This is a genomic window from Gracilimonas tropica DSM 19535 (genome assembly GCF_000375425.1).
Lineage (GTDB): Bacteria > Bacteroidota > Rhodothermia > Balneolales > Balneolaceae > Gracilimonas > Gracilimonas tropica.
Genome location: NZ_AQXG01000007.1, coordinates 27,764 through 46,946, shown reverse-complemented (window position 1 = coordinate 46,946; position 19,183 = coordinate 27,764). Strand labels below are relative to the sequence as shown.

14 protein-coding genes are annotated in these 19,183 nt (G+C 41.8%); 10 read left to right on the top strand and 4 right to left on the bottom strand.

What is annotated here, in order from left to right:
- Genes B151_RS19610 through B151_RS0111705 form a run of 3 tightly spaced genes read left to right on the top strand, consistent with a single transcriptional unit; the run spans position 1 to position 3,559 of the window.
- A complete protein-coding gene (locus B151_RS19610) occupies positions 1-1,071 on the top strand; it encodes a glycoside hydrolase family 99-like domain-containing protein (RefSeq protein ID WP_020403827.1) in 1,071 nt (356 codons plus the stop codon).
- Between the two features lie 23 nt (positions 1,072-1,094).
- Positions 1,095-2,594, top strand: coding sequence for a capsule assembly Wzi family protein (locus B151_RS0111710; RefSeq protein ID WP_169332213.1), 1,500 nt, complete (start codon positions 1,095-1,097; stop codon positions 2,592-2,594).
- Between the two features lie 2 nt (positions 2,595-2,596).
- Positions 2,597-3,559, top strand: coding sequence for a glycosyltransferase family 2 protein (locus B151_RS0111705; protein ID WP_071594704.1), 963 nt, complete (start codon positions 2,597-2,599; stop codon positions 3,557-3,559).
- 20 nt (positions 3,560-3,579) lie between these two features.
- Here B151_RS0111705 and B151_RS0111700 read toward each other — a convergent pair whose 3' ends face one another.
- The 4 genes from B151_RS0111700 to ruvB all read right to left on the bottom strand — a co-directional run bounded on the left by B151_RS0111700 (position 3,580) and on the right by ruvB (position 7,354).
- Complete coding sequence (locus tag B151_RS0111700; protein WP_020403824.1) at positions 3,580-4,368, bottom strand: glycosyltransferase family 92 protein; 789 nt, start codon at positions 4,366-4,368, stop codon at positions 3,580-3,582.
- 51 nt (positions 4,369-4,419) lie between these two features.
- Entirely contained in the window at positions 4,420-4,818 is a 399-nt protein-coding gene (mce, locus tag B151_RS0111695) for a methylmalonyl-CoA epimerase (RefSeq protein WP_020403823.1), read from the bottom strand.
- A 64-nt stretch (positions 4,819-4,882) separates the two neighbouring features.
- The gene (gene metK / locus B151_RS0111690; RefSeq protein WP_020403822.1) at positions 4,883-6,007 is read right to left on the bottom strand and encodes a methionine adenosyltransferase; all 1,125 of its coding nucleotides are present in this window, start codon (positions 6,005-6,007) and stop codon (positions 4,883-4,885) included.
- Positions 6,008-6,340: 333 nt separating this feature from the next.
- The gene (gene ruvB / locus B151_RS0111685; RefSeq protein ID WP_020403820.1) at positions 6,341-7,354 is read right to left on the bottom strand and encodes a Holliday junction branch migration DNA helicase RuvB; all 1,014 of its coding nucleotides are present in this window, start codon (positions 7,352-7,354) and stop codon (positions 6,341-6,343) included.
- A gap of 90 nt (positions 7,355-7,444) precedes the next feature.
- On the opposite strand from ruvB, the gene ppk1 reads away from it, so the two are divergent.
- From ppk1 to B151_RS0111650, 7 genes are all read left to right on the top strand, one after another.
- Positions 7,445-9,682, top strand: a complete 2,238-nt coding sequence (gene ppk1 / locus B151_RS0111680) for a polyphosphate kinase 1 (protein WP_157470959.1) — start codon at positions 7,445-7,447, stop codon at positions 9,680-9,682.
- Positions 9,683-9,915: 233 nt separating this feature from the next.
- Positions 9,916-10,539 carry an RNA polymerase sigma factor gene (locus B151_RS18620; RefSeq protein ID WP_020403818.1) on the top strand — a complete coding sequence of 208 codons (624 nt, stop codon included), beginning with the start codon at positions 9,916-9,918 and terminating at the stop codon, positions 10,537-10,539.
- A 149-nt stretch (positions 10,540-10,688) separates the two neighbouring features.
- Positions 10,689-12,845 carry a T9SS type A sorting domain-containing protein gene (locus B151_RS19605; protein WP_020403817.1) on the top strand — a complete coding sequence of 719 codons (2,157 nt, stop codon included), beginning with the start codon at positions 10,689-10,691 and terminating at the stop codon, positions 12,843-12,845.
- Positions 12,846-12,857: 12 nt separating this feature from the next.
- Entirely contained in the window at positions 12,858-13,049 is a 192-nt protein-coding gene (locus B151_RS0111665) for a PID-CTERM protein-sorting domain-containing protein (RefSeq protein WP_020403816.1), read from the top strand.
- 175 nt (positions 13,050-13,224) lie between these two features.
- Positions 13,225-14,298 (top strand): FecR family protein, encoded by a 1,074-nt coding sequence (locus tag B151_RS0111660; protein WP_020403815.1) that lies wholly within the window; start codon positions 13,225-13,227, stop codon positions 14,296-14,298.
- Between the two features lie 2 nt (positions 14,299-14,300).
- On the top strand, positions 14,301-17,657 hold the full coding sequence (locus B151_RS18610; protein WP_051069746.1) for a SusC/RagA family TonB-linked outer membrane protein: 3,357 nt from the start codon (positions 14,301-14,303) through the stop codon (positions 17,655-17,657).
- A gap of 13 nt (positions 17,658-17,670) precedes the next feature.
- Positions 17,671-19,143 (top strand): RagB/SusD family nutrient uptake outer membrane protein, encoded by a 1,473-nt coding sequence (locus B151_RS0111650; protein ID WP_020403813.1) that lies wholly within the window; start codon positions 17,671-17,673, stop codon positions 19,141-19,143.
- Positions 19,144-19,183: the final 40 nt, after the last annotated feature.

Sequence of the window (19,183 nt, the reverse complement as noted above, 5' to 3'; positions counted from 1 at the left end):
ATGATCCCTGTTTATGCCTATTTTTTACCTCAGTTCTACTCTATCCCTGAAAATGATAAGTATTGGGGAAAAGGTTTTACCGAGTGGACGAATGTTCGGAACTCAAAACCCCGTTTTGAAGGCCACAAGAATCCAATGCTTCCTCAAAACGGTGATTTTTATGATCTGTCGGAGCCAAAGGAAGCGAAAAGGATTCTACATAATACGAGGGAGATCGGCCTTGATGGGATTGTGTATTGGTACTATTGGTTTAAGAAAGGAAAACGGGCATTAGAAAAAGTACCTGAGATACACTTAAAAAATCCGTCCATACCTCAAAACTTCTTTTTTGCATGGGCTAATAGCGACTGGACCGGTTCGTGGGTGGGTAAAAAGAACGATATTATCTTCAAACAGCGCTATAATTTAGAACATATAGAAAGTCATATTGATGACTTACTCCCCTTTTTTGAAGATGAGAGATATTTGAAAATAGATTCAAATCCATTATTTCAGGTAAATGCACCACACCATAAAAAAGCTGAAGAATATATTCTAGCTCTAAACGATGCTTTTACCCAAAGAACGGGGAGTGAAATTCATTGGGTATTCCCTACGCTTTTTTTAAATAGCGAAATACTATCCGATTTAAAGCATTTCAGAATAGGTTTTCCGCCGGAAGATGTGTTCAATCAGAAAAATGTTTTTAAAAGGAGAAAGAAATGGTCTTCGGTTAATCCTTGGAAAAAGCCGGTAGTAACTTCAATTGAAGAATACACAGAGTGGTTCAGGCTGCACCTTAACGAGAATATGCAATACCCGAATTTTTGCCCAACTATTTTAAGCGGATGGGATACAACGTATAGATATGAGAATTCAGGAAACGTTGTTTCGGGCTCAATTGAAGATCAGGTTCGATCTCAAATGGAAGTATTAAAAGAGGTCTTCAATATCAAGGAACTGCCTTTTATTCTTGTGAAAGCGTATAATGAATGGGCTGAGGGAAACATATTGGAAAATTATACCTTGCATGGAAAGGAATATGATATATCACATTTGGTGAAAGATGTGATCAAAAATGATAGTTTATGAACAACAGTTTGAAGTATTTTTTTATGATAGTCGCTTTAATGACTCTAAGTGAGATTGTTAGGGCACAGGAGGTTTTGTTAAATCACTATGATGTAATTGAACGAACGGCTTTGACTGATCACGACAGCAGTTCTATTGCTTTCAAATCAGTTGTAAGCTATAAGCCCAAATCCGCCGGTAATTATGTTCAAGTATTGCCTCTTTATTCACATACAACCCTTAATACCGGCTATGCCTCGGGTTTCAATGACGGCTATCTTTGGCAGGGGAAAGGGATCAATCAATCGTTGGTTGCAGGTGTCCAGGGGCGCTTTGGGAATTTCGAATTTACCATCGCCCCACAACTGGTATTTGCGCAAAATACGGAATTTGACCTGAGGGAAAGTTACGGGTCCAACCCTACCTATCAGGATCGGTTTACCAACGGCATCGACTATGTAAAGCGTTATGGTAATGAAAGCCTTTTTGAGGCCTATTTTGGGCAGTCTGAACTCGCGTATGCCTACCGGAATGTACGCGTTAGCCTTAACACTCAGAATCAGATTTGGGGGCCGGCGATCTTTAATCAGCCTATGATGAGCAACAACGCGAATGGTTTTCCGAATGTAAGAATTGGTAACGATCTGCCATGGAATACCCGAATTGGGAATCTGGAAATGCAATGGGTATTTGGTGTTACAAAAGAATCAGATTACTTCAATAATGATAGTTCCGATGACACACAGATCCATAATGGGTTTGTGTTTGGGTATGAACCCAGCTTTTTCCCCGGATTTTCGATTAGCCTGCAGCGAAGTCTGCGTCTTCAAACTAAAGATCGGGAAAGCAACCTTGACTACATAAAACTTGCCACTGATTTTTTCAGAGACGACCAGCTGGATGAACAGGGCAATGTAAATGAACGAGCCGACCAGGTATTTTCATTTGGAGTAGATTGGCACTCAAAAAGTGAAGATATCAGAATATACCTGGAATGGATTCGCGGTGATTTTTTCAGTGATGTCCCGGATTTTATCACTCAGCCCGAACAAAATGCAGGGTTTGTTTGGGGATTCGTAAAGAATTTTAGCCTGAATAGTGAAAGTAAAATTCAGTTTATATTTGAAAATGCTAATCTGGCAACCTGGGAAACCGCGAGGCTACGCCCCTCCGGATCTTTATATACCCATGGACAGGTACGCCAGGGATATGCCAATAATGGGCAAGTGATGGGGGCCTACATTGGGCCCGGTTCCAGCAATCATTCGGTGAATATCAGCTATCATCATAATAAGATGTCGGTACTTTTTGAATACTACCGAACCCGCTTCAACGACGATGTTTTTTATTTAAGATTATATGATGACATTGGAAACTATCAGGATATCGAACATTATTTGGGTCTGAATGTCAAAAATCAGATCGGCCTGCTGGAATATCAGGCCGGATTGGGAATTGGTATAAGAGATAATTATTTATTTGTACCCGATGATGTTCGAATAAATCTACATCCACAATTGGTTTTAAGATATCATATTAAGTAGAGTTGGGCTCCCATAACCATAAATATAGTATAATTATTCCTCATCGAAACCGGTTTGCACTATTGGTCCAACTTCTCTCTACGATTCCTAAGAGAAAAGATATTGAAATTCTTGTTATTGATGATGCAAGTGACGGCTCCACAAAAGAAAAGCTTCTCATTTTAGAGGCTGAAACGCCGCAATTAACCATTCTCTATAACCATGACAAAGACCCGAAAGGAGCCGGCTGGGGTCGAAATCAAGGGATTTTTCATGCCTCCGGGAAATACCTGATTTTTGCAGATAGTGACGACTTTTTCAGCCAGGAAGCCTTTACAGAATTTGATGCGGTAACAAGGAATAAATACGATTTCGTAGTTTTTAAAACACGTTCAATAACAGCAAAGGGTCAAAAATCTGGCAGAACAAATTTCTTGAATTTTTTGATTGAAGAAGCGGCTAATATTCAAGAAAATGAACCCGTTAGTACCAAAAAAATCCTCACTAAAATAGATGCTCCCTGGGCAAAGCTGATTTCCAAAAGCTTAATTGTTGATCATAACATTGAGTTTGAAGAAATACACTATTCGAATGATGTATTGTTCAATCTCCAGGTTTTAATTCATGCCAAGCATATCAATGTTAGTCGTAGCATAGTGTATGTTGTTCTTGACCATGATTCTTCACTCATAAAAGAGCGAAATGAAGATATGCTTGATCAGCGTTTTGATGCATGTATTAGATTTAACAATGTGTTGGCTACTCAAGAATTTTCGAAAAATGCACACAGCATTACTGCCGGATATATCTTAAATGCTAAGGAATATAGCTGGTTAAAAATGCTTTCATTTATACGGAAGACAGCAAAAAGTAAAGCAAAATTAATGTACCCATTGCACCGATACTTTATTGCTTTTATAATGAAATTAGTTGGGGCAGATCCACTAAAAATTCGCTTTTATGTAGTTTTTGGAGAAAAAGTTTAAGCTTATCAATTTACCCCAACCTATTTTTCCGAATTAAGTGGTAAATATTTTAATATAGAGCGATCTTCCACTTTATTAGTCCGCTCCTCTATAGCTCTGAAGTCTTCCTCACTTACTTTGCGGCCGCGACTGATATTTTGCCGGTCAAAATATTCTTCTTTTGATTTGGTGTAGTAGTGATTGATTCGAAGGCTATTTTTTGGATCAGGTTCATAGATCTTCCCTCCCGAAAACCATCGATATGCCCATTTATGAGAAGAAAAACACCGATTATTATCATTCAGAAAATCGGAATTGGCCATATCTTTATAGTTAGAGGGATTTTCTTCCCTTCGGGTGTAATTTTCCAGAACACCACCTTCCGGTTCTTTCTGATGGCCATTACTTCCAAAATCAATTCTTGGTACGCGAATTGCCCGAATGGAATCTTTGTCAAGCTGTTTCAGCCAGCTTTTGATGCTCTCTTGCTCATCAGCCATGAACAAAAATTCATCGAGGTCAATTTTCAGCAGCCATTCTGTTTCCTGTCGGTAATGAGTTGCGGCATGCGTGTAGCCCATGTGATTTTTATTTTTCTGAAAAAAGAACGTAGGGCCCTCATATTTTGAGTCTATTTTAGTCCAGTCATGCACCGTAACGATTCCTTCCTTCTGATAAGGTTCCAGAATACGCCAGGACTCCTCAGATCCATCTTGATTGAACAAGTAAAAATGGTCGACCCCAACTTTTATATGATAATCCAGCCACTCTTTTAGATAGGAATTCTCATCTTTAAAATTTGAAACGAACGACAGAAAATGTTTCTTCAATGTGAGCTAATTTATTGATAAAGGACAGTTTGCAGAGCAGAAAACCGAAAATTACTTTTTAGTCTGGCACAATTCTACCAGCACTCCATGGTTGTCTTTGGGGTGAACAAAAGCGACCAGTTTGTTATCGGCTCCCTCTTTGGGTTCATCATTTAATACAGTAAATCCTTCATTTCGAAGACGCTCTAACTCCGCGTGAATATCATCCACTTCAAAAGCTACGTGATGGAGTCCTTCGCCCTTTTTCTCTACATATTTTGCGATCACCGAATCGGGAGCGGTCGGCGCCAGTAACTCCACTTTGGATTCCCCGGTTTGAAAGAACACCGTTTCCACCTTTTCACTTTCAACCACTTCTGTTTTGGAAGGCTTTGCATTCAGGATTTTCGAATAGGTTTCTGTGGCTTCCTTAGCATCCTTTACCGCAATTCCGATATGATCAATGTGCATCTTTATCTTGATTAAGAATTACCATTCATTATTGAATATTCCCTTGTTCAATATTCAATATTCTTTAGCTCAGTTTATTCACATAATCCAGCTTCTCCCAGGGGAATTCCTCGCGGCCAAAATGGCCGTAAGCAGCAGTTTTCTTGTAGATCGGAGTCTTAAGATTAAACCTTTCAATAATTCCTTTTGGCGTGCAATCAAAAGTTTTGGCGACCTTATCTGCCAATTCTGTATCATTCATTTTTCCGGTTCCATAGGTATTCACGTTGATGGAAACCGGTTCGGCAACTCCAATGGCATAGGCAAGCTGTACCAGGCACTCATCAGCCAGATCTGCCGCTACAATATTTTTAGCAATATGGCGAGAGGCATACGCCGCACTTCTATCTACTTTGGAAGGATCTTTCCCGGAAAAAGCACCGCCTCCATGGGCTCCGAAGCCTCCATATGTATCTACGATGATCTTCCGCCCCGTAAGCCCGGTATCACTATGGGGACCACCGATAACAAATTTTCCTGTTGGATTCACATGGTAGATCGTTTCCTCATCGAGTAATTCTGCGGGGATAATTTGTGGAAACAGAATCTTTTTAAGATCTGATTCAATTTGGGGCTGATCGACATCGGCATCATGCTGGGTTGAAAGCACAATGGTATGAATTCTTTTTGGCTGCTTATTTTCGTCATATTCTATGGTCACCTGACTTTTACTGTCCGGGCCTAAATATGGCATTAAGTTGGTTTGCTTTCGGATGCGGGCAAGTTCTCTCAGTAAATTATGAGAATACTGAAGTGGCATCGGCATGAATTCCGGTGTCTCTTTGGTGGCATAGCCAAACATCATTCCCTGATCACCGGCGCCGTCACGATCAACCCCTTGGGCTATATCCTCGCTTTGGCTGTGAATGGTGGAAAGCACCCCGCAACTTTCTGAATCGAACCGATACGAGGCTTTGGTATAGCCAATATCTTTGATGGTTTCGCGGACAATATCCTGCACTTCGATGTAACCGTCGGTGGTTACTTCTCCGGAAACAATAGCCAAACCCGTGGTCACCATAGTTTCTACCGCAACGCGGGAATTGGGATCTTCTTTGAGGAGGGAGTCTAAAATAGCATCTGAAATTTGATCGGCAACTTTATCCGGATGTCCTTCGGAAACAGATTCAGAGGTAAAGAGATTTTTCATGTAAATAATATCTTGATATGTATAAGGTACTTTCGGTTAGGAAAAATAAAAGCGAGATGCATTCCATCTCGCTATGGCGATAAATTTAATAAGAATTGAGGAGAAAAAGAGTGAAAGATTGTACGGGATATTTATTCGATTTGGTAACAGTTTGAGGCGTAGACTCGGGTTGGTGTTGAGCATCAGAACTACTCAACGAGAGGACTGGTTGAAATGGAATAACCCCATAGCGTACTCCCGAAAATTCGGGTTTCGAGCGTTATGGGTTCTTGCCTTGTAAGCCGAACGCTGCGAGGAGCTACGCACGCTCGAAGGTTCTTTTTACGAGACTTTTTAACTAAATAAATCCCGTTCCATTTTTCCTGAATCAATTCCCAGATACTGGTAGGCTTTTTTCGTGCAAATTCGTCCTTTGGGCGTGCGCTGCATAAAGCCCTCTTTGATCAGGAACGGCTCATACACTTCCTCGATGGTTCCTTTGTCTTCGCCCACGGCAACGCCTAATGTGCTCAACCCAACCGGACCGCCACTGTAATTTTCGATGATGGCTTTCAGGATGCGAATATCCATTTCATCGAGGCCATTTTGATCTACGTCTAAAGCATTCAGGGCTTTGTCGGCGATCTGATCGTCGATGGTGTCCATATTTTCGACCTGGGCAAAATCGCGGGTGCGGCGGAGGAGTTTGTTCACGATTCTTGGCGTGCCACGACTTCTTCTCGCAATCTCATGAGCGCCGGCATCGGTGATTCCCATCCCCATAATATCTGCAGTTCGAAGGGCGATGCGTTGCAGCAGTTCTACATCATAATAATCCAGCCGCATGTCGATGCCAAAACGAGCTCTCAGCGGAGCCGTCAACAAGCCCTTTCGGGTGGTGGCTCCGACCAGTGTAAAGTGATTCAACTCGATCTGAATACTCCTCGCATTGGGCCCTGAGTCGATCACGATATCCAGCTTATAATCTTCCATGGCTGAATACAAATATTCTTCAATCACCGGGTTGAGCCGATGGATCTCATCAATAAAAAGCACATCGCCTTCTTCCAGGTTGGTGAGCATTCCCGCTAAATCGCCGGGCTTTTCGAGAACCGGTCCGGTAGTGGGGCGAATTTTCACGCCCATTTCATTCGCAATAATGTAAGAAAGCGTGGTTTTTCCCAATCCGGGAGGACCGGAAAGGATCACGTGATCGAGTGCTTCACCCCGCTGCTTAGCCGCTTTGATGAAAACGGAGAGATTGTCGATGGCTTTTTGCTGTCCAATAAACTCCTGAAGCGAGCCGGGGCGTACTGTTTGCTCGAACGCATCTTCTTTCTCTTCGGGATTTAAAAGCGGATTATTCACGTTGGGATATAATAAGGTTTGTTAACGCTAAGTTAACAGAATTATAGTTAGTTTAAAGGCTAAATGCGTACCTAAATCGTAAGCTTTTCTATGAAGAAATCGTCTCTTTCGCCAGATGAAATGACCTTCGATCCTTCCATTGAGGATGCGAAGATTAGCAAGAATATGATCAATCCCAAAAAGAATGAGATCCTGAAACGAAAGGGTTTGCATAAAGATCTGCGCTTCAGTGATTTGAAAATCTTCGGGGAAGAATATTTCTTCAATTATGAGCTGAGCTGGCTGAAATTCAATGAACGTGTACTTGCGGAAGCCCAAAGTGAGAGCAACAAACTGCTGGAGCGCATCAAGTTTTTGGCGATCGTTTGTTCCAATTTAGATGAATTTTTTCAAAAGAGAGTTGGCGGACTAAAACGGCAGGCTCTTTCAGGGGTAAAGGAACTTTCGGTGGATGGGATGACGCCCTCCGATCAGCTTTCTGCCGTACGCAAGGAAGTGCAGCAAATGATCGAGTCGTACCGGAGTTGCTTTTTTGATGACTTACTTCCTAAGCTTGCTAAAAAAGGAATCCATATAAAATCCTACAAGGATCTTGATGAATATCAGCAAGGGGTTTGTGACCGGTACTTTCAAAAGCAAGTATATCCAATTATTACTCCGCTGGCAGTGGATGAATCGCACCCGTTTCCATTCATTTCCAATAAGAGTTTATCTTTTGCGATCGAGCTTCAAAATCCAAGAACCAGGGAGAAGCTGTTTGCACGACTCAAAATTCCCGCTAACCGTGATCGCTTCGTTCAGGTTCACCGGAAGGGCAATCAGGTTACATTGGTTCCGATCGAAGATATCATCCGTGAGAAAATGAGTGTCTTTTTTCCGGGGATGAAAGTGTTGTCGGCGCACATGTTCCGGGTCACCCGAAATGCTTCAGTAGACCGGCATGAAGAAGAGGCTGAAGATCTTTTGGAAACCATCGAAGATGAGCTTAGAGAGCGAAAGTTTGCAGAGATCGTACGGTTGGAGATCGATGCAAAAATGCCCAGGCATCTGAAAAAATACATCATCAGCCACTTGAATATCGATTGGCACGATGTCTATGAAATGCAGGGGACTATAGGGTTGGTAGATGTGATGGAGATCGCAAGGCTTGCGGGATTTAACCGGTTGAAAGAACGGCCATGGAATCCGGTGCTTCATCCGGCATTAAGACACAACCCCGAAGATGAGATTCCCAGTTTTTTTGAGGTGATCCGTCGGGGCGATTTTATGGTACATCATCCGTATCACAGCTTTGAACTTTCTACACAGCGTTTTGTGGAAGAAGCGGCTCAGGATCCTAAAGTGCTCGCTATCAAACAGACTTTGTACCGAACGTCTAAAGATTCGCCGCTTATGCATTCACTGATGCAGGCTGCTGAGGAAGGAAAACAGGTTGCGGTGTTGGTGGAGATCAAAGCACGATTTGATGAGGAGCGTAATATCAACTGGGCGCAGAAGCTGGAAAATTATGGCGTGCATGTGGCTTATGGAATTCCGGGACTCAAAATTCACACCAAAATGACGATGGTGGTCCGTGAGGAAGAAGATGGATTACGAACGTATTGCCATATCGGAACCGGTAATTATCATCCGGATACGGCACAGCTTTATGAAGATCTTGCGCTGTTCACCTGCGATGAAGGCATCACTTCAGATGTAACAGATATTTTCAATTTGCTTACCGGCTATGCCCCCGATCAAACGTTTGAGAAGTTATTGGTAGCTCCCAAACATCTGCGGAGACAAATGAATGAGCTTATTGAATTTGAGATCAATGAAGCCAAGAATGATCGCCCGGCCCGCATCATTGCTAAAATGAACAGTCTGGAAGATCCCCTGACCATCCAAAAATTATATGAGGCGTCTAAAGTTGGTGTTAAAATTGATTTGATCGTTCGAGGAGTATGTCGTCTGATTCCGGGCGTAGAAGGAATGAGTGAAAACATCCGGGTTCATTCCATCATCGGGCGCTACCTGGAACATTCCCGCGTTTATTATTTCAATCACAAAGGCGAGCATAAATACTTCATCGGCTCAGCCGATTGGATGCACCGCAACCTGGATGCGCGCGTGGAAGCCATCACTCCAATCGAAAACGAAAAGCTGAAAAAATATCTGCAGTTTGTGCTTAACATCTACTTCAACGACAATAAGCAACGCTGGCTGTTGCAGCCGGATGGGACTTATGAGCGTGCTCAAAAAGAAAAAGGAAGCTCCAAACTCAGCGCCCATGATTATCTGATGCAGCATATGAGTGAAGGAAAAGAGCCGGTTCCACAAGCGGAGTGAAAGCCGGAAATCAGGTAAGGTTGTCAGGCAGTTTCAGTTAAGATTGATTCGCCGTTTCTTCAAAAGGAAAAATTCCAAATGGTCATTTCAACTATTCTTTGTTAAAACAATTCATGTAGTTAGTGGGGAATATTGGGGGGATGGCATTTTAAAAAGCTATTGCAAATTCACGGATTTAATTTTCTTTTTATTATATACCTTGACAGGTGAGCTCCGGAATCAATTCTTAAACAGTGACACTGAGTAACTCAAAAGACCCATCAGGTAAAGATGTAGACAATTTATGGGAACGCCTGAGAAATGGTGAAAGAAAGGCATTAGATCTTCTTTTTCGAAGATTCTATGATGAATTATTTGCTTATGCATATAAAATTGTTCCGGATGAAGACCTTGTCAAAGATTCGATTCAGGAGTTGTTTCTGGAGTTATGGAGAACGAAAGATCGTATAAATAAAGCCACTTCGGTGAATGCATATCTTTTGGTTTCAGTTCGGCGGATTGTGTTAAGGAGCTTAGAAAAAGAGAGAAACCGATATAAAAGAAACTTAACCTTTGTTGAAAATCTATTTGAGAAAGACTTCACCTTAAATCAGCTTGAAATTGAAGAAGGGGAAGATGAAAGCAAGAAAAAAGAAATACTCCGGGTCCTAAACCGGCTTAATGCCAAACAAAAAGAGACCATCTATCTCAGATATTACCATGGATTATCGAATGCAGAGATTGCGGAAGTCATGGATATCAATTATCAGAGCGTGAAAAATAACCTGTCAAGAGCGATTAAAAGCTTGCGGGTGATAGTTAAGTCCTCTGCAGATATGATGTTTTTGATCTCACTAATCAAGCAGATTTCCACGTAGTTCGTTAAGGTTGAAAATTTTTATATGGAATTAAGTTGAAAAATTTGAGTACTCTGCTCTTTTGACCTTCTCTTATTAACAAATTGGCTTGGAAGCGCTTGCATCATTTGAAGTGCTTACAGCTGGAATGTTAATTAGAATGGGATAAAATGAAAAATAAAGGTATAGTTGGATTAGCAACTCTGATATTGCTGATATTTGGGGGGCAAAATATAAATGCTCAGTTTTCTATAGGTAGTGATAATGCATCGAGCTACAATAATTCTTGGTCAGATACAGATGAAAAAGGTTATGGTTTTGGGGGCTGGGTCTTTGGTGGAAATGCTTCTGGAAATACAGGTATTGGTTCTTCTGCTAATAATGGTGGAGCAACAACCATAGATGTAAATGGAGATTCATTCTGGCTTAGTGATGTTAATGATACCGGAAATTATATTGACGTTTTCAGATATTTGGCAGATGATCTGAAGGTGGGTCAAACTTTTTCGATAGACATAGATGTAAATTGGCGAGCAGGTTATAAAGGTATAAGGATAAGGGGCACGGATGATGCTTCTTCCATTTTTGTATTTGAGGTAGGCAACCAGGGGTCTGGTGACGATTATGTGGTAAAAGATGCTGACACAGGTAACGGAAGCATTGGAAATACTTATTCAGATGATACCATCTTTACTATCAAACTCGAACAAACCAGCGAGTCAGGGGGAAACTGGACCATCATCAGAAGTGGTGGAGTCTCAGATACTGACTCAGGAACCTATTCAGGGCAAGTAAGTAGCTTTCAGCTTTATACTTTTCAAGCAGGGAGTGCTTCAGAGCAAACTATTTACTACAATAATCTGAAAATTAGTTCTTCAGAAGCTTCGGTAAAATTATATGGAAGTGAAGGGTATCGACTGATATCAGCTCCCACGGAAACTTCTATAAGTGATCTGATGGAGCCTTTATGGACTCAAGGTGCTACTGGTGCCGATGTAACCAATGGGTCTCCAAATACTTTTAGTTGGAATAAAGCTTCCTCTGGCATGTCAGAAGAAAACTGGAATGGGATAACGGATTTAGAGAATACGAATGTTACAGCAGGTAACGGCATTTTGGCTTTTGTCTATTCTGATGATAATTATGATGGCTCAGTTGATGCATATCCTAAAACTTTATCAGTTTCTGGTGTAGAAAATGCAACAAATGTGTCCCCTACACTGAATTCAAATGCGGATGGCTGGACCTTAGTTGGCAATCCGTTTGCATCAACAATCGACTTTGATGAAACCACTAAAAATCAGCTTACCAATGTTGCTTACGTGTGGGATAACAATGATGGAAGCGGAGATGCAGGAACCGACCCAAATACATCCGGAAGTTGGAAGAGCTGGAATGGCACAACCGGTGATTTAACGGATGGATTAATCAAGCCATTTCAGGGCTTTTTTGTGCAGAATGCTTCAACAGTAGGTTCTCAGGAAATTACTTTCAATGAGCAGTCTAAATCTTCGGGGGGGATATTTTATGGAAAAATTAAAAACCCCATTGCAAATGCTAAATTAGTTTTAGAAGGCGAAGGAGTTAGAAATTCGGCATGGATCCAGTTTTCAGAATCAGGATCACATCAAGATAAAGTGCAGGGTGATGCCTTAGAACTTAAATCTTTGAATCAAAATTATGCTCAGCTTGGAGTTCAAAAATCTGGTGAAATCTTTGACATTGCAAACCTTCCTTTAGGGCAGGAAAATTACAAAGTGCCTTTATATATAAAGACAACAGAAAGTGGAAGGTTCAAGCTGAAAGCAGAACATTTTGAAGTTTCCGATGGATTCAAGATCTATTTGAAGGATGAAGTTCAAGGGGTTCATATACTAATCAATAATGAATTTGACTATGAATTTGAATTATCTGCTGTATCAGAAAAAACAGTTTCGCCTTTGGTACAAAATGAACCAGGTTCTTTGGCTGTAACTTTAAAATCCAAAAAAGAAAAAGTTAGGTTTTGGCTGAACTATGTGGCTAAGCAGGCAACAGGTATTAATGAGTTGAGGGAAATCCCTTCAGGCTTCGTGTTGGAGCAAAACTATCCAAACCCTTTTAATCCTTCAACACAAATAGAATATGCCCTTCCAAAAGCAATGAATATAAAACTTGCTGTTTATAATCTACTTGGACAAGAAGTGGCTCTATTAGTGAATGGGTATAGATCATTGGGCAGCCATAAAGTGAATTTTAATGCTAACGGGTTGTCATCCGGCTTATATGTCTATCGTTTAGAAGCTGGTTCTAAAATCATTACTAAAAAACTTACAATTATAAAATAAGGAAGAGAAGTCATGAAATACTCATTTATAATCATTTTTACAGTACTACTGGCAATAGCCTTATTAATCCCTGAATATTTAATGGCACAACCCGGATTGCCTCAAGCGCCAAGTCAGGCACCAATAGATGGTGGTCTTGGTATTTTAGCTGCAGCCGGAGGGATGTATGCAGTTAAAAAATTGCGTTCACAAAAAGCTGTATAAAACAGAATTTCTGTATTCAAATAGCTACTTAAGAAATAGATAGAATGATAATGATATCTGATTCTTAAAAATTTTGGGAAAATGTAAGTACTACTTCGGTTTTGCTGTCTCTATATAGGTATAAAAGCAAAGTAAAATATTCTTTAACAGCGTAGAAACAGATTATTTAAATATTATGGCAAATACCCAATCAGAATTAGACCAGCTGCTTCAGGACGATTCCTTTTTAAGATGGATCGAAGGAAGCGCTTCTGCCAAGGAGCAGCAACGATGGGAACTATGGGTTCAGAAAAACGAGCAAAGACAAGAACTTGCCGAGAGCCTTCGGCTTATCGTTAAAGATCTAAAATTCCGAAAAGTTAAGAGGCCCGAGCTTGGAGCCGAGCTAAAACGCTTAAACACCTCCATTGAAAAAGATTCAAGAAGGCTACTTTACTTGGGCAAACTTTCGAAAAGTGATTTTTGGGGTGCTTTCACCAAAGTGGCCGCAGTATTCTTGGTTCTGGTGATGAGCTTTTTGGTATACCGTACTGTAGATCTCGAAAGCTTAAATGATCAGGCATCTCAAACCGTAGTTAATGAATTCACGGTTACATCAACTGAGAATGGTGAGAAGAAGATCCTAAGCCTTTCTGATGGATCAAAGATCACCCTAAATGCGAACTCTCAGCTCACCTACCCAACCAAATCAGCCGGCAGCAATATTGAGGTTACACTTAGGGGAGAAGCCTATTTCGATATCACAAATAATCCGGAAGGGCAGGAAAGGACGTTTACTGTAAATGTTCCAAATGGTAAAGTAACCGTTCTTGGAACCCAATTTAATGTGAATGCCTACGATTCAGACACAGAGGTTTATCTGAAAGAAGGAAAAGTGCGGCTGGCCTTGGTCTCAGAAAGTGAGGAAGTCATTGACGAATACCTGATGAATCCGGGCGAAATGAGTCGGTTTTCAGTAAAGGGGACTTCCATTAAGACCAAAGCTGTGGAGCCTGAGATCTATACATCCTGGATCGATAATAAACTGGTGTTTCAACAGGCTCCGCTTTCTGATGTAGCTGAAAGGCTGGGGCATATCTATAAAGTAGACTTTAGGATTGAGGAGTCTGACTATGATAAGATCATTGTAACAGGTTCATTGCCTAACAATAATCTTTCTGTTTTTGTAAATGCATTGCAAAAACTACTGGACAGGCCCATTACGGTAAAAGACAGCACAGTGTATTTGGGCAATTCGATCAACAAATGATAATGAATCAAATTTTTGGAGCAGGAATGGATAAAGCCGGAATAAAAACTTTTGTGATCATCGTATTGGGACTGATCTTGAATCAACACACCATCGCTGCACAAGAAAATGGACTCATCTCTTATCAGGATCGCGCCCAAGCAGAGATGAGTGTTGATGAACTCTTAAAAAAGATAGAAAAGAGGTTTGATGTTACTTTTATCTATGAAAGTCACTTAACCAACGACTTAAAAGTGGATAAAAACTTGTTTGAAAACAGCGACGATTTTCAATCTTTATTGCAGAAGATCACCGAACTAACCGGTTTGGAATATGAACGGTTAGGGAATAGAAATTTCCTGGTCAAATTGCCGCATACACCTCGTGATAACTTTGCGAGAGTCGAAACTGTAAAGGGGCAAGTTACAGATGCTGCCACCGGCGAAACGTTACCGGGAGTAAGTATTCTGATCAAAGGGAGCTCAAGAGGTACTTCTACCGATGCTCAAGGTGCCTTCGAATTAACGGTGCCCTCACTCTCAGATACACTGCAATTCTCATTTCTTGGGTTTGAGCCGAAGGAGGTTCCCATTGGTGGCCGCACAACGCTAAACGTAGCTTTGATGCCCGAGGTGTTGCAAGGCGATGAAGTGGTGGTTGTTGGCTATGGTACTCAAACCAAAAAGGATTTAACGGGGTCGGTGGGAAGTATTTCAGACCAAGACATTGAAGATAATTCTTATCTGAGTGTTGATCAGGCCCTGCAAGGCCGGTTGTCGGGAGTGCAAGTAGTGCCTTCATCAGGAAAACCCGGGGCAGGGGTAGTAGTTCGAATAAGAGGTATTGGAACCATTAATAACAGTCAGCCTCTTTTTGTGGTTGATGGATTCCCTATAAATGGAGGATTGAGCTCTATAAATGTAGAAGACATTGCCTCAGTAGATGTCTTAAAGGATGCTTCGGCTACAGCCATCTATGGGGCCCGCGGTGCAAATGGCGTAGTTATGATAACGACTAAGAAGGGCACGGCTGGCAAAGCCCAGGTCGATATAAATGCCTATTCCGGATATCAGCAAATAGCCGATCCCATTAACGTATTAAGTGCAGCTCAGTATGCACGGCTTAACAATGAAGCCCGCATTAATGGAGGTGAAAATGTATTGAACCCGGCTTTTTCAAATCCGGCTTCCGTGGCAGATTCAGCTGACTGGTTGAACGAGATTTTTCGGGTTGCGCCTATCCAAAATATAACAGCCTCTGTGAGTGGCGGTACCGACAAGCTTAGGTATTTAGTAAGTGGCGGTGTGATTTCTCAAGACGGAGTAATCATTAATTCAGGTTTTGAGAGAAAATCGTTCAGAATAAACCTGGATTCGGATGTGAGCGAATACTTCTCAATTGGAAATAATTTCACGTACAGTCTTGCGGAGTTTCAGAATGAAGGGGGAGGCGGTCTCGTAAGAATGGCGATGAATTCACTGCCTAATCAACCCGTTCGTAGAAATGGTGATTTTTCGGGGCCAACAGGAATTGCGGAGTTTTCCGGAGATGAACTAAATCCGGTTGGAATTTCTACCATCAATGAAGCCCGGGAAGATAAACACCGGTTGCTGAACAATTTATTTGTTGCTCTTGAGCCTGTATCAGGAGTAACACTGCGATCAGAATTCGGCGTTGATATTTCATACGAGCTGGCTCGGTCCTGGTCGCCAAAGTATGATTGGGGTGTGAAAGAAAATCCAAATTCAGGAGTTTACGAGTCTTCTTACAACAGAATTGATTGGCTATGGGATAACACGGTAACCTACGATCAGGATTTTAAGGATCACAGCGTTACAGTACTTGGAGGAATGAGCATTCAGAAATCAAATAACCGGTTTATAGGAGCATCAGGACTGGAGCTTGTAAGTGATGTGGCCAATCAGCTTGATAACATCCAAAGTAATGAAGATGTCTTTGGGTCCACGTCGGAATTTGGTCTTCTGTCTTACATGGGAAGGGTGAATTATGATTATCGATCCAAATATCTTCTAACGGCTACCGCTCGTTATGATGGCTCGTCAAGGTTTGGCCAAAATAATCGGTTTGGGCTTTTCCCTTCAGGTTCGGTAGCGTGGCGTATTTCGCAGGAAGAGTTCATGCCGGAAATAGCCATGGTAGATGATATAAAGATCAGAGCCGGTTATGGAATTACCGGAAATCAGGAAGCTATTCCGGCTTTTGGATATATTTCATTGTTGGATCCTACCTATCGATATACCTATGGAAACTCTACGGTTCCTGCCGTCATTCCTCAAAATCTGCCTAACGATGATCTGCGCTGGGAGAAAGTAATACAATCAAGCCTTGGATTGGATCTTATTCTTTTTGATGGCTCCGTAGACTTTACGGTTGAGTATTATATTCGGGATACAGAAGACATGCTTTTGCAATCTCCTATCCCAATTACGTCAGGATTTTTTGATGCACAACGTCCCATACTGAATGTGGGTGCTGTTAGAAATAAAGGTATCGAGTTCAGTATCAATACAAACAAGCAGTTTGGCGATCTGCTTTGGAATTCGAGCCTGAACCTATCGGTCAATGACAATGAGATTCTGCGACTGAGCGGTCCAAATGGAGATGATCCTATACTTGCAGGACAGCTGACATTCAACAAATATGCTTCCCGATACGAGGTTGGCAAACCCATTGGCTCTTTCTACGGATATGTAACCGATGGCATCTTCCAGAATTGGGATGAAGTTTATGATCATGCTTCTCAAAATCAGAATCCGGATGGTTTACGAGGTTCTGCAGTGGGTTCAAATTATACGGCGCCGGGCGATATTCGCTATAAAGATCTCAACGGAGATGGGGTGATAGATGTAGAGGACCGGGCTTTTATTGGCAACCCAAATCCTGACTTTTATTACGGCTTTTCCAATTCATTTAACTATAGAAACTGGGATCTAAGCATCTTTCTCCAGGGTAGTTATGGAGGAGAGATCTTTAATGCCAACAGAGTATTTAGTGAGTCTATGGCAACGGCTCAAAATCAGCTAAGTAGTACGTTAGACCGATGGAGGGGTGAAGGCACGAGCACAACAGTGCCAAGGGCAACTACCACGGATCCAAATAACAATCAGCGGGTTTCGGACCGGTATGTTGAAGACGGCTCTTACCTCAGAATAAAGAACATGGTGTTAGGATATAGCCTTCCCCAAAATCTTATGGATAAAGTGAATCTCAGGTTGCTGAGAGTGTATGCATCGGCACAAAACCTTTACACGTTCACGAATTACTCCGGTTTTGACCCTGAGGTAGGAGCGGATGGCATCGACAACAGTGTCTATCCTCCAAGCCGAATCATCACTCTTGGAATAAAAGTAGGACTCTAAAAAGGATATTATCATGAAATTGAAGCAAGTAATTACTGTACTATTTTTGACTGTATGTATCTGGGGGTGTGGGGATGCGATTTTAGATACCACTCCTACAAACACCATAAACAGTGAGAATTTTTTCCAAACTCCAAGTGATGCTATCGCAGCGTTAAATGGAGCATATCAGACCTTGCAGTGGCCAAATCAATACAATTTTCGGTATTGGACACTGGATATTTTAGCTGCAAATGCCGAAGTAGGTGCCGGTGGTGGCGATGACGGCCTGGAAACCAAACAGATGTCCTCCTTTATTATTGAACCGGATAATCCGGGAGTGGAAGATCTTTGGAGAGGAATATGGCCGGGAGTCTCAAAAGCTAATTTTGTGATGGCACGGGTTGGGGAGATGACCAATTTGGATGCAGACTTAAAAGAGAGAATTATTGCGGAAGCCAAATTCTTGCGAGCCTTATATTACTTTAATGGGGTGCGGCTATTTGGGGGGCTTCCCATCATAACGGAACCGGCTTCTGATGATCTCTTGGTAGAACGCTCCAGTGTGGAAAAAACCTATGAGCTGATCATTTCAGATCTTACGGATGCTGCGGAAGTGCTTCCTCCTAACTACGGAGGCGGACAATTTAATGAGGTTGGCCGTGCCACACGTGGAGCAGCAATTGCGCTACTTGCCAAAGTGTACTTAAGAATAGGAGATTATGAGCAGGCTGAGAAGATGGCAAGGGATGTTACGACCATGGGATATGACCTAAACCCAAATTATTGGCAAAACTTTGAGCCCTTCAATGAAAATGATCAGGAATCGATTTTTGAGGTACAATTCAGCAGTGGTGCAGGGTATGATCCGTTTTCAAAACCACATCAGGGTTCCTGGGCTACCGAGTTTACGAATCCGAGGGGAAGCGGACTCAGCCCCGGAGGAGGATATGGTTGGGGGCATGTAACACAGGAATTTGTAGATGCATATGAACCCAATGACGACAGAAAATCAGTCACGGTTTGGGAAGATGGAGATACCTATGGCGGTTTTACCTACAACCCGGATTATTCCTCTACAGGATACAATATCAAAAAATGGGTGCGGGGCAGTGAATCTGTATCAGCCACCGACAGTGATTTGAATATGCCCGTGATAAGATATGCAGATGTTTTGCTTGTACTTGCCGAGGCCATTAATGAACAAGGGCGGCCTCAGGATGCCGAAGAATACATTAATGAGGTACGAGATCGAGCAGGACTGGGAGATGTAACCGGGCTCAATCAGCAAGATATGAGAACCCAGATATTTCATGAAAGAAGAATGGAGTTCGCTTTTGAAGGTAAATGGTGGTTTGACCTGATGAGAGCCGGGCCTGATTATGCAGAGGATTATTTCTTTGAAAGAGGAAAAACAAGCTTTGATAAAACGAAGCACATTTTGTTGCCAATTCCTCAGACAGATCGCGATCTGAATCCAAACTTAGACCAAAATGACAAATACTAAGGCTGTCATTGAATGAAGAGCATTAACTATAGCAGAAAGA

Excerpts from the sequence above, each read along its gene's own strand:
- B151_RS19610 (WP_020403827.1), top strand. The coding sequence starts at position 1 with ATGATCCCTGTTTATGCCTATTTTTTACCTCAGTTCTACTCTATCCCT.
- B151_RS0111710 (WP_169332213.1), top strand. The coding sequence starts at position 1,095 with ATGATAGTCGCTTTAATGACTCTAAGTGAGATTGTTAGGGCACAGGAG.
- mce (WP_020403823.1), bottom strand. The coding sequence starts at position 4,818 with ATGCACATTGATCATATCGGAATTGCGGTAAAGGATGCTAAGGAAGCC.
- metK (WP_020403822.1), bottom strand. The coding sequence starts at position 6,007 with ATGAAAAATCTCTTTACCTCTGAATCTGTTTCCGAAGGACATCCGGAT.
- ppk1 (WP_157470959.1), top strand. The coding sequence starts at position 7,445 with ATGAAGAAATCGTCTCTTTCGCCAGATGAAATGACCTTCGATCCTTCC.
- B151_RS19605 (WP_020403817.1), top strand. The coding sequence starts at position 10,689 with ATGAAAAATAAAGGTATAGTTGGATTAGCAACTCTGATATTGCTGATA.
- B151_RS0111665 (WP_020403816.1), top strand. The coding sequence starts at position 12,858 with ATGAAATACTCATTTATAATCATTTTTACAGTACTACTGGCAATAGCC.
- B151_RS0111660 (WP_020403815.1), top strand. The coding sequence starts at position 13,225 with ATGGCAAATACCCAATCAGAATTAGACCAGCTGCTTCAGGACGATTCC.
- B151_RS18610 (WP_051069746.1), top strand. The coding sequence starts at position 14,301 with ATGAATCAAATTTTTGGAGCAGGAATGGATAAAGCCGGAATAAAAACT.
- B151_RS0111650 (WP_020403813.1), top strand. The coding sequence starts at position 17,671 with ATGAAATTGAAGCAAGTAATTACTGTACTATTTTTGACTGTATGTATC.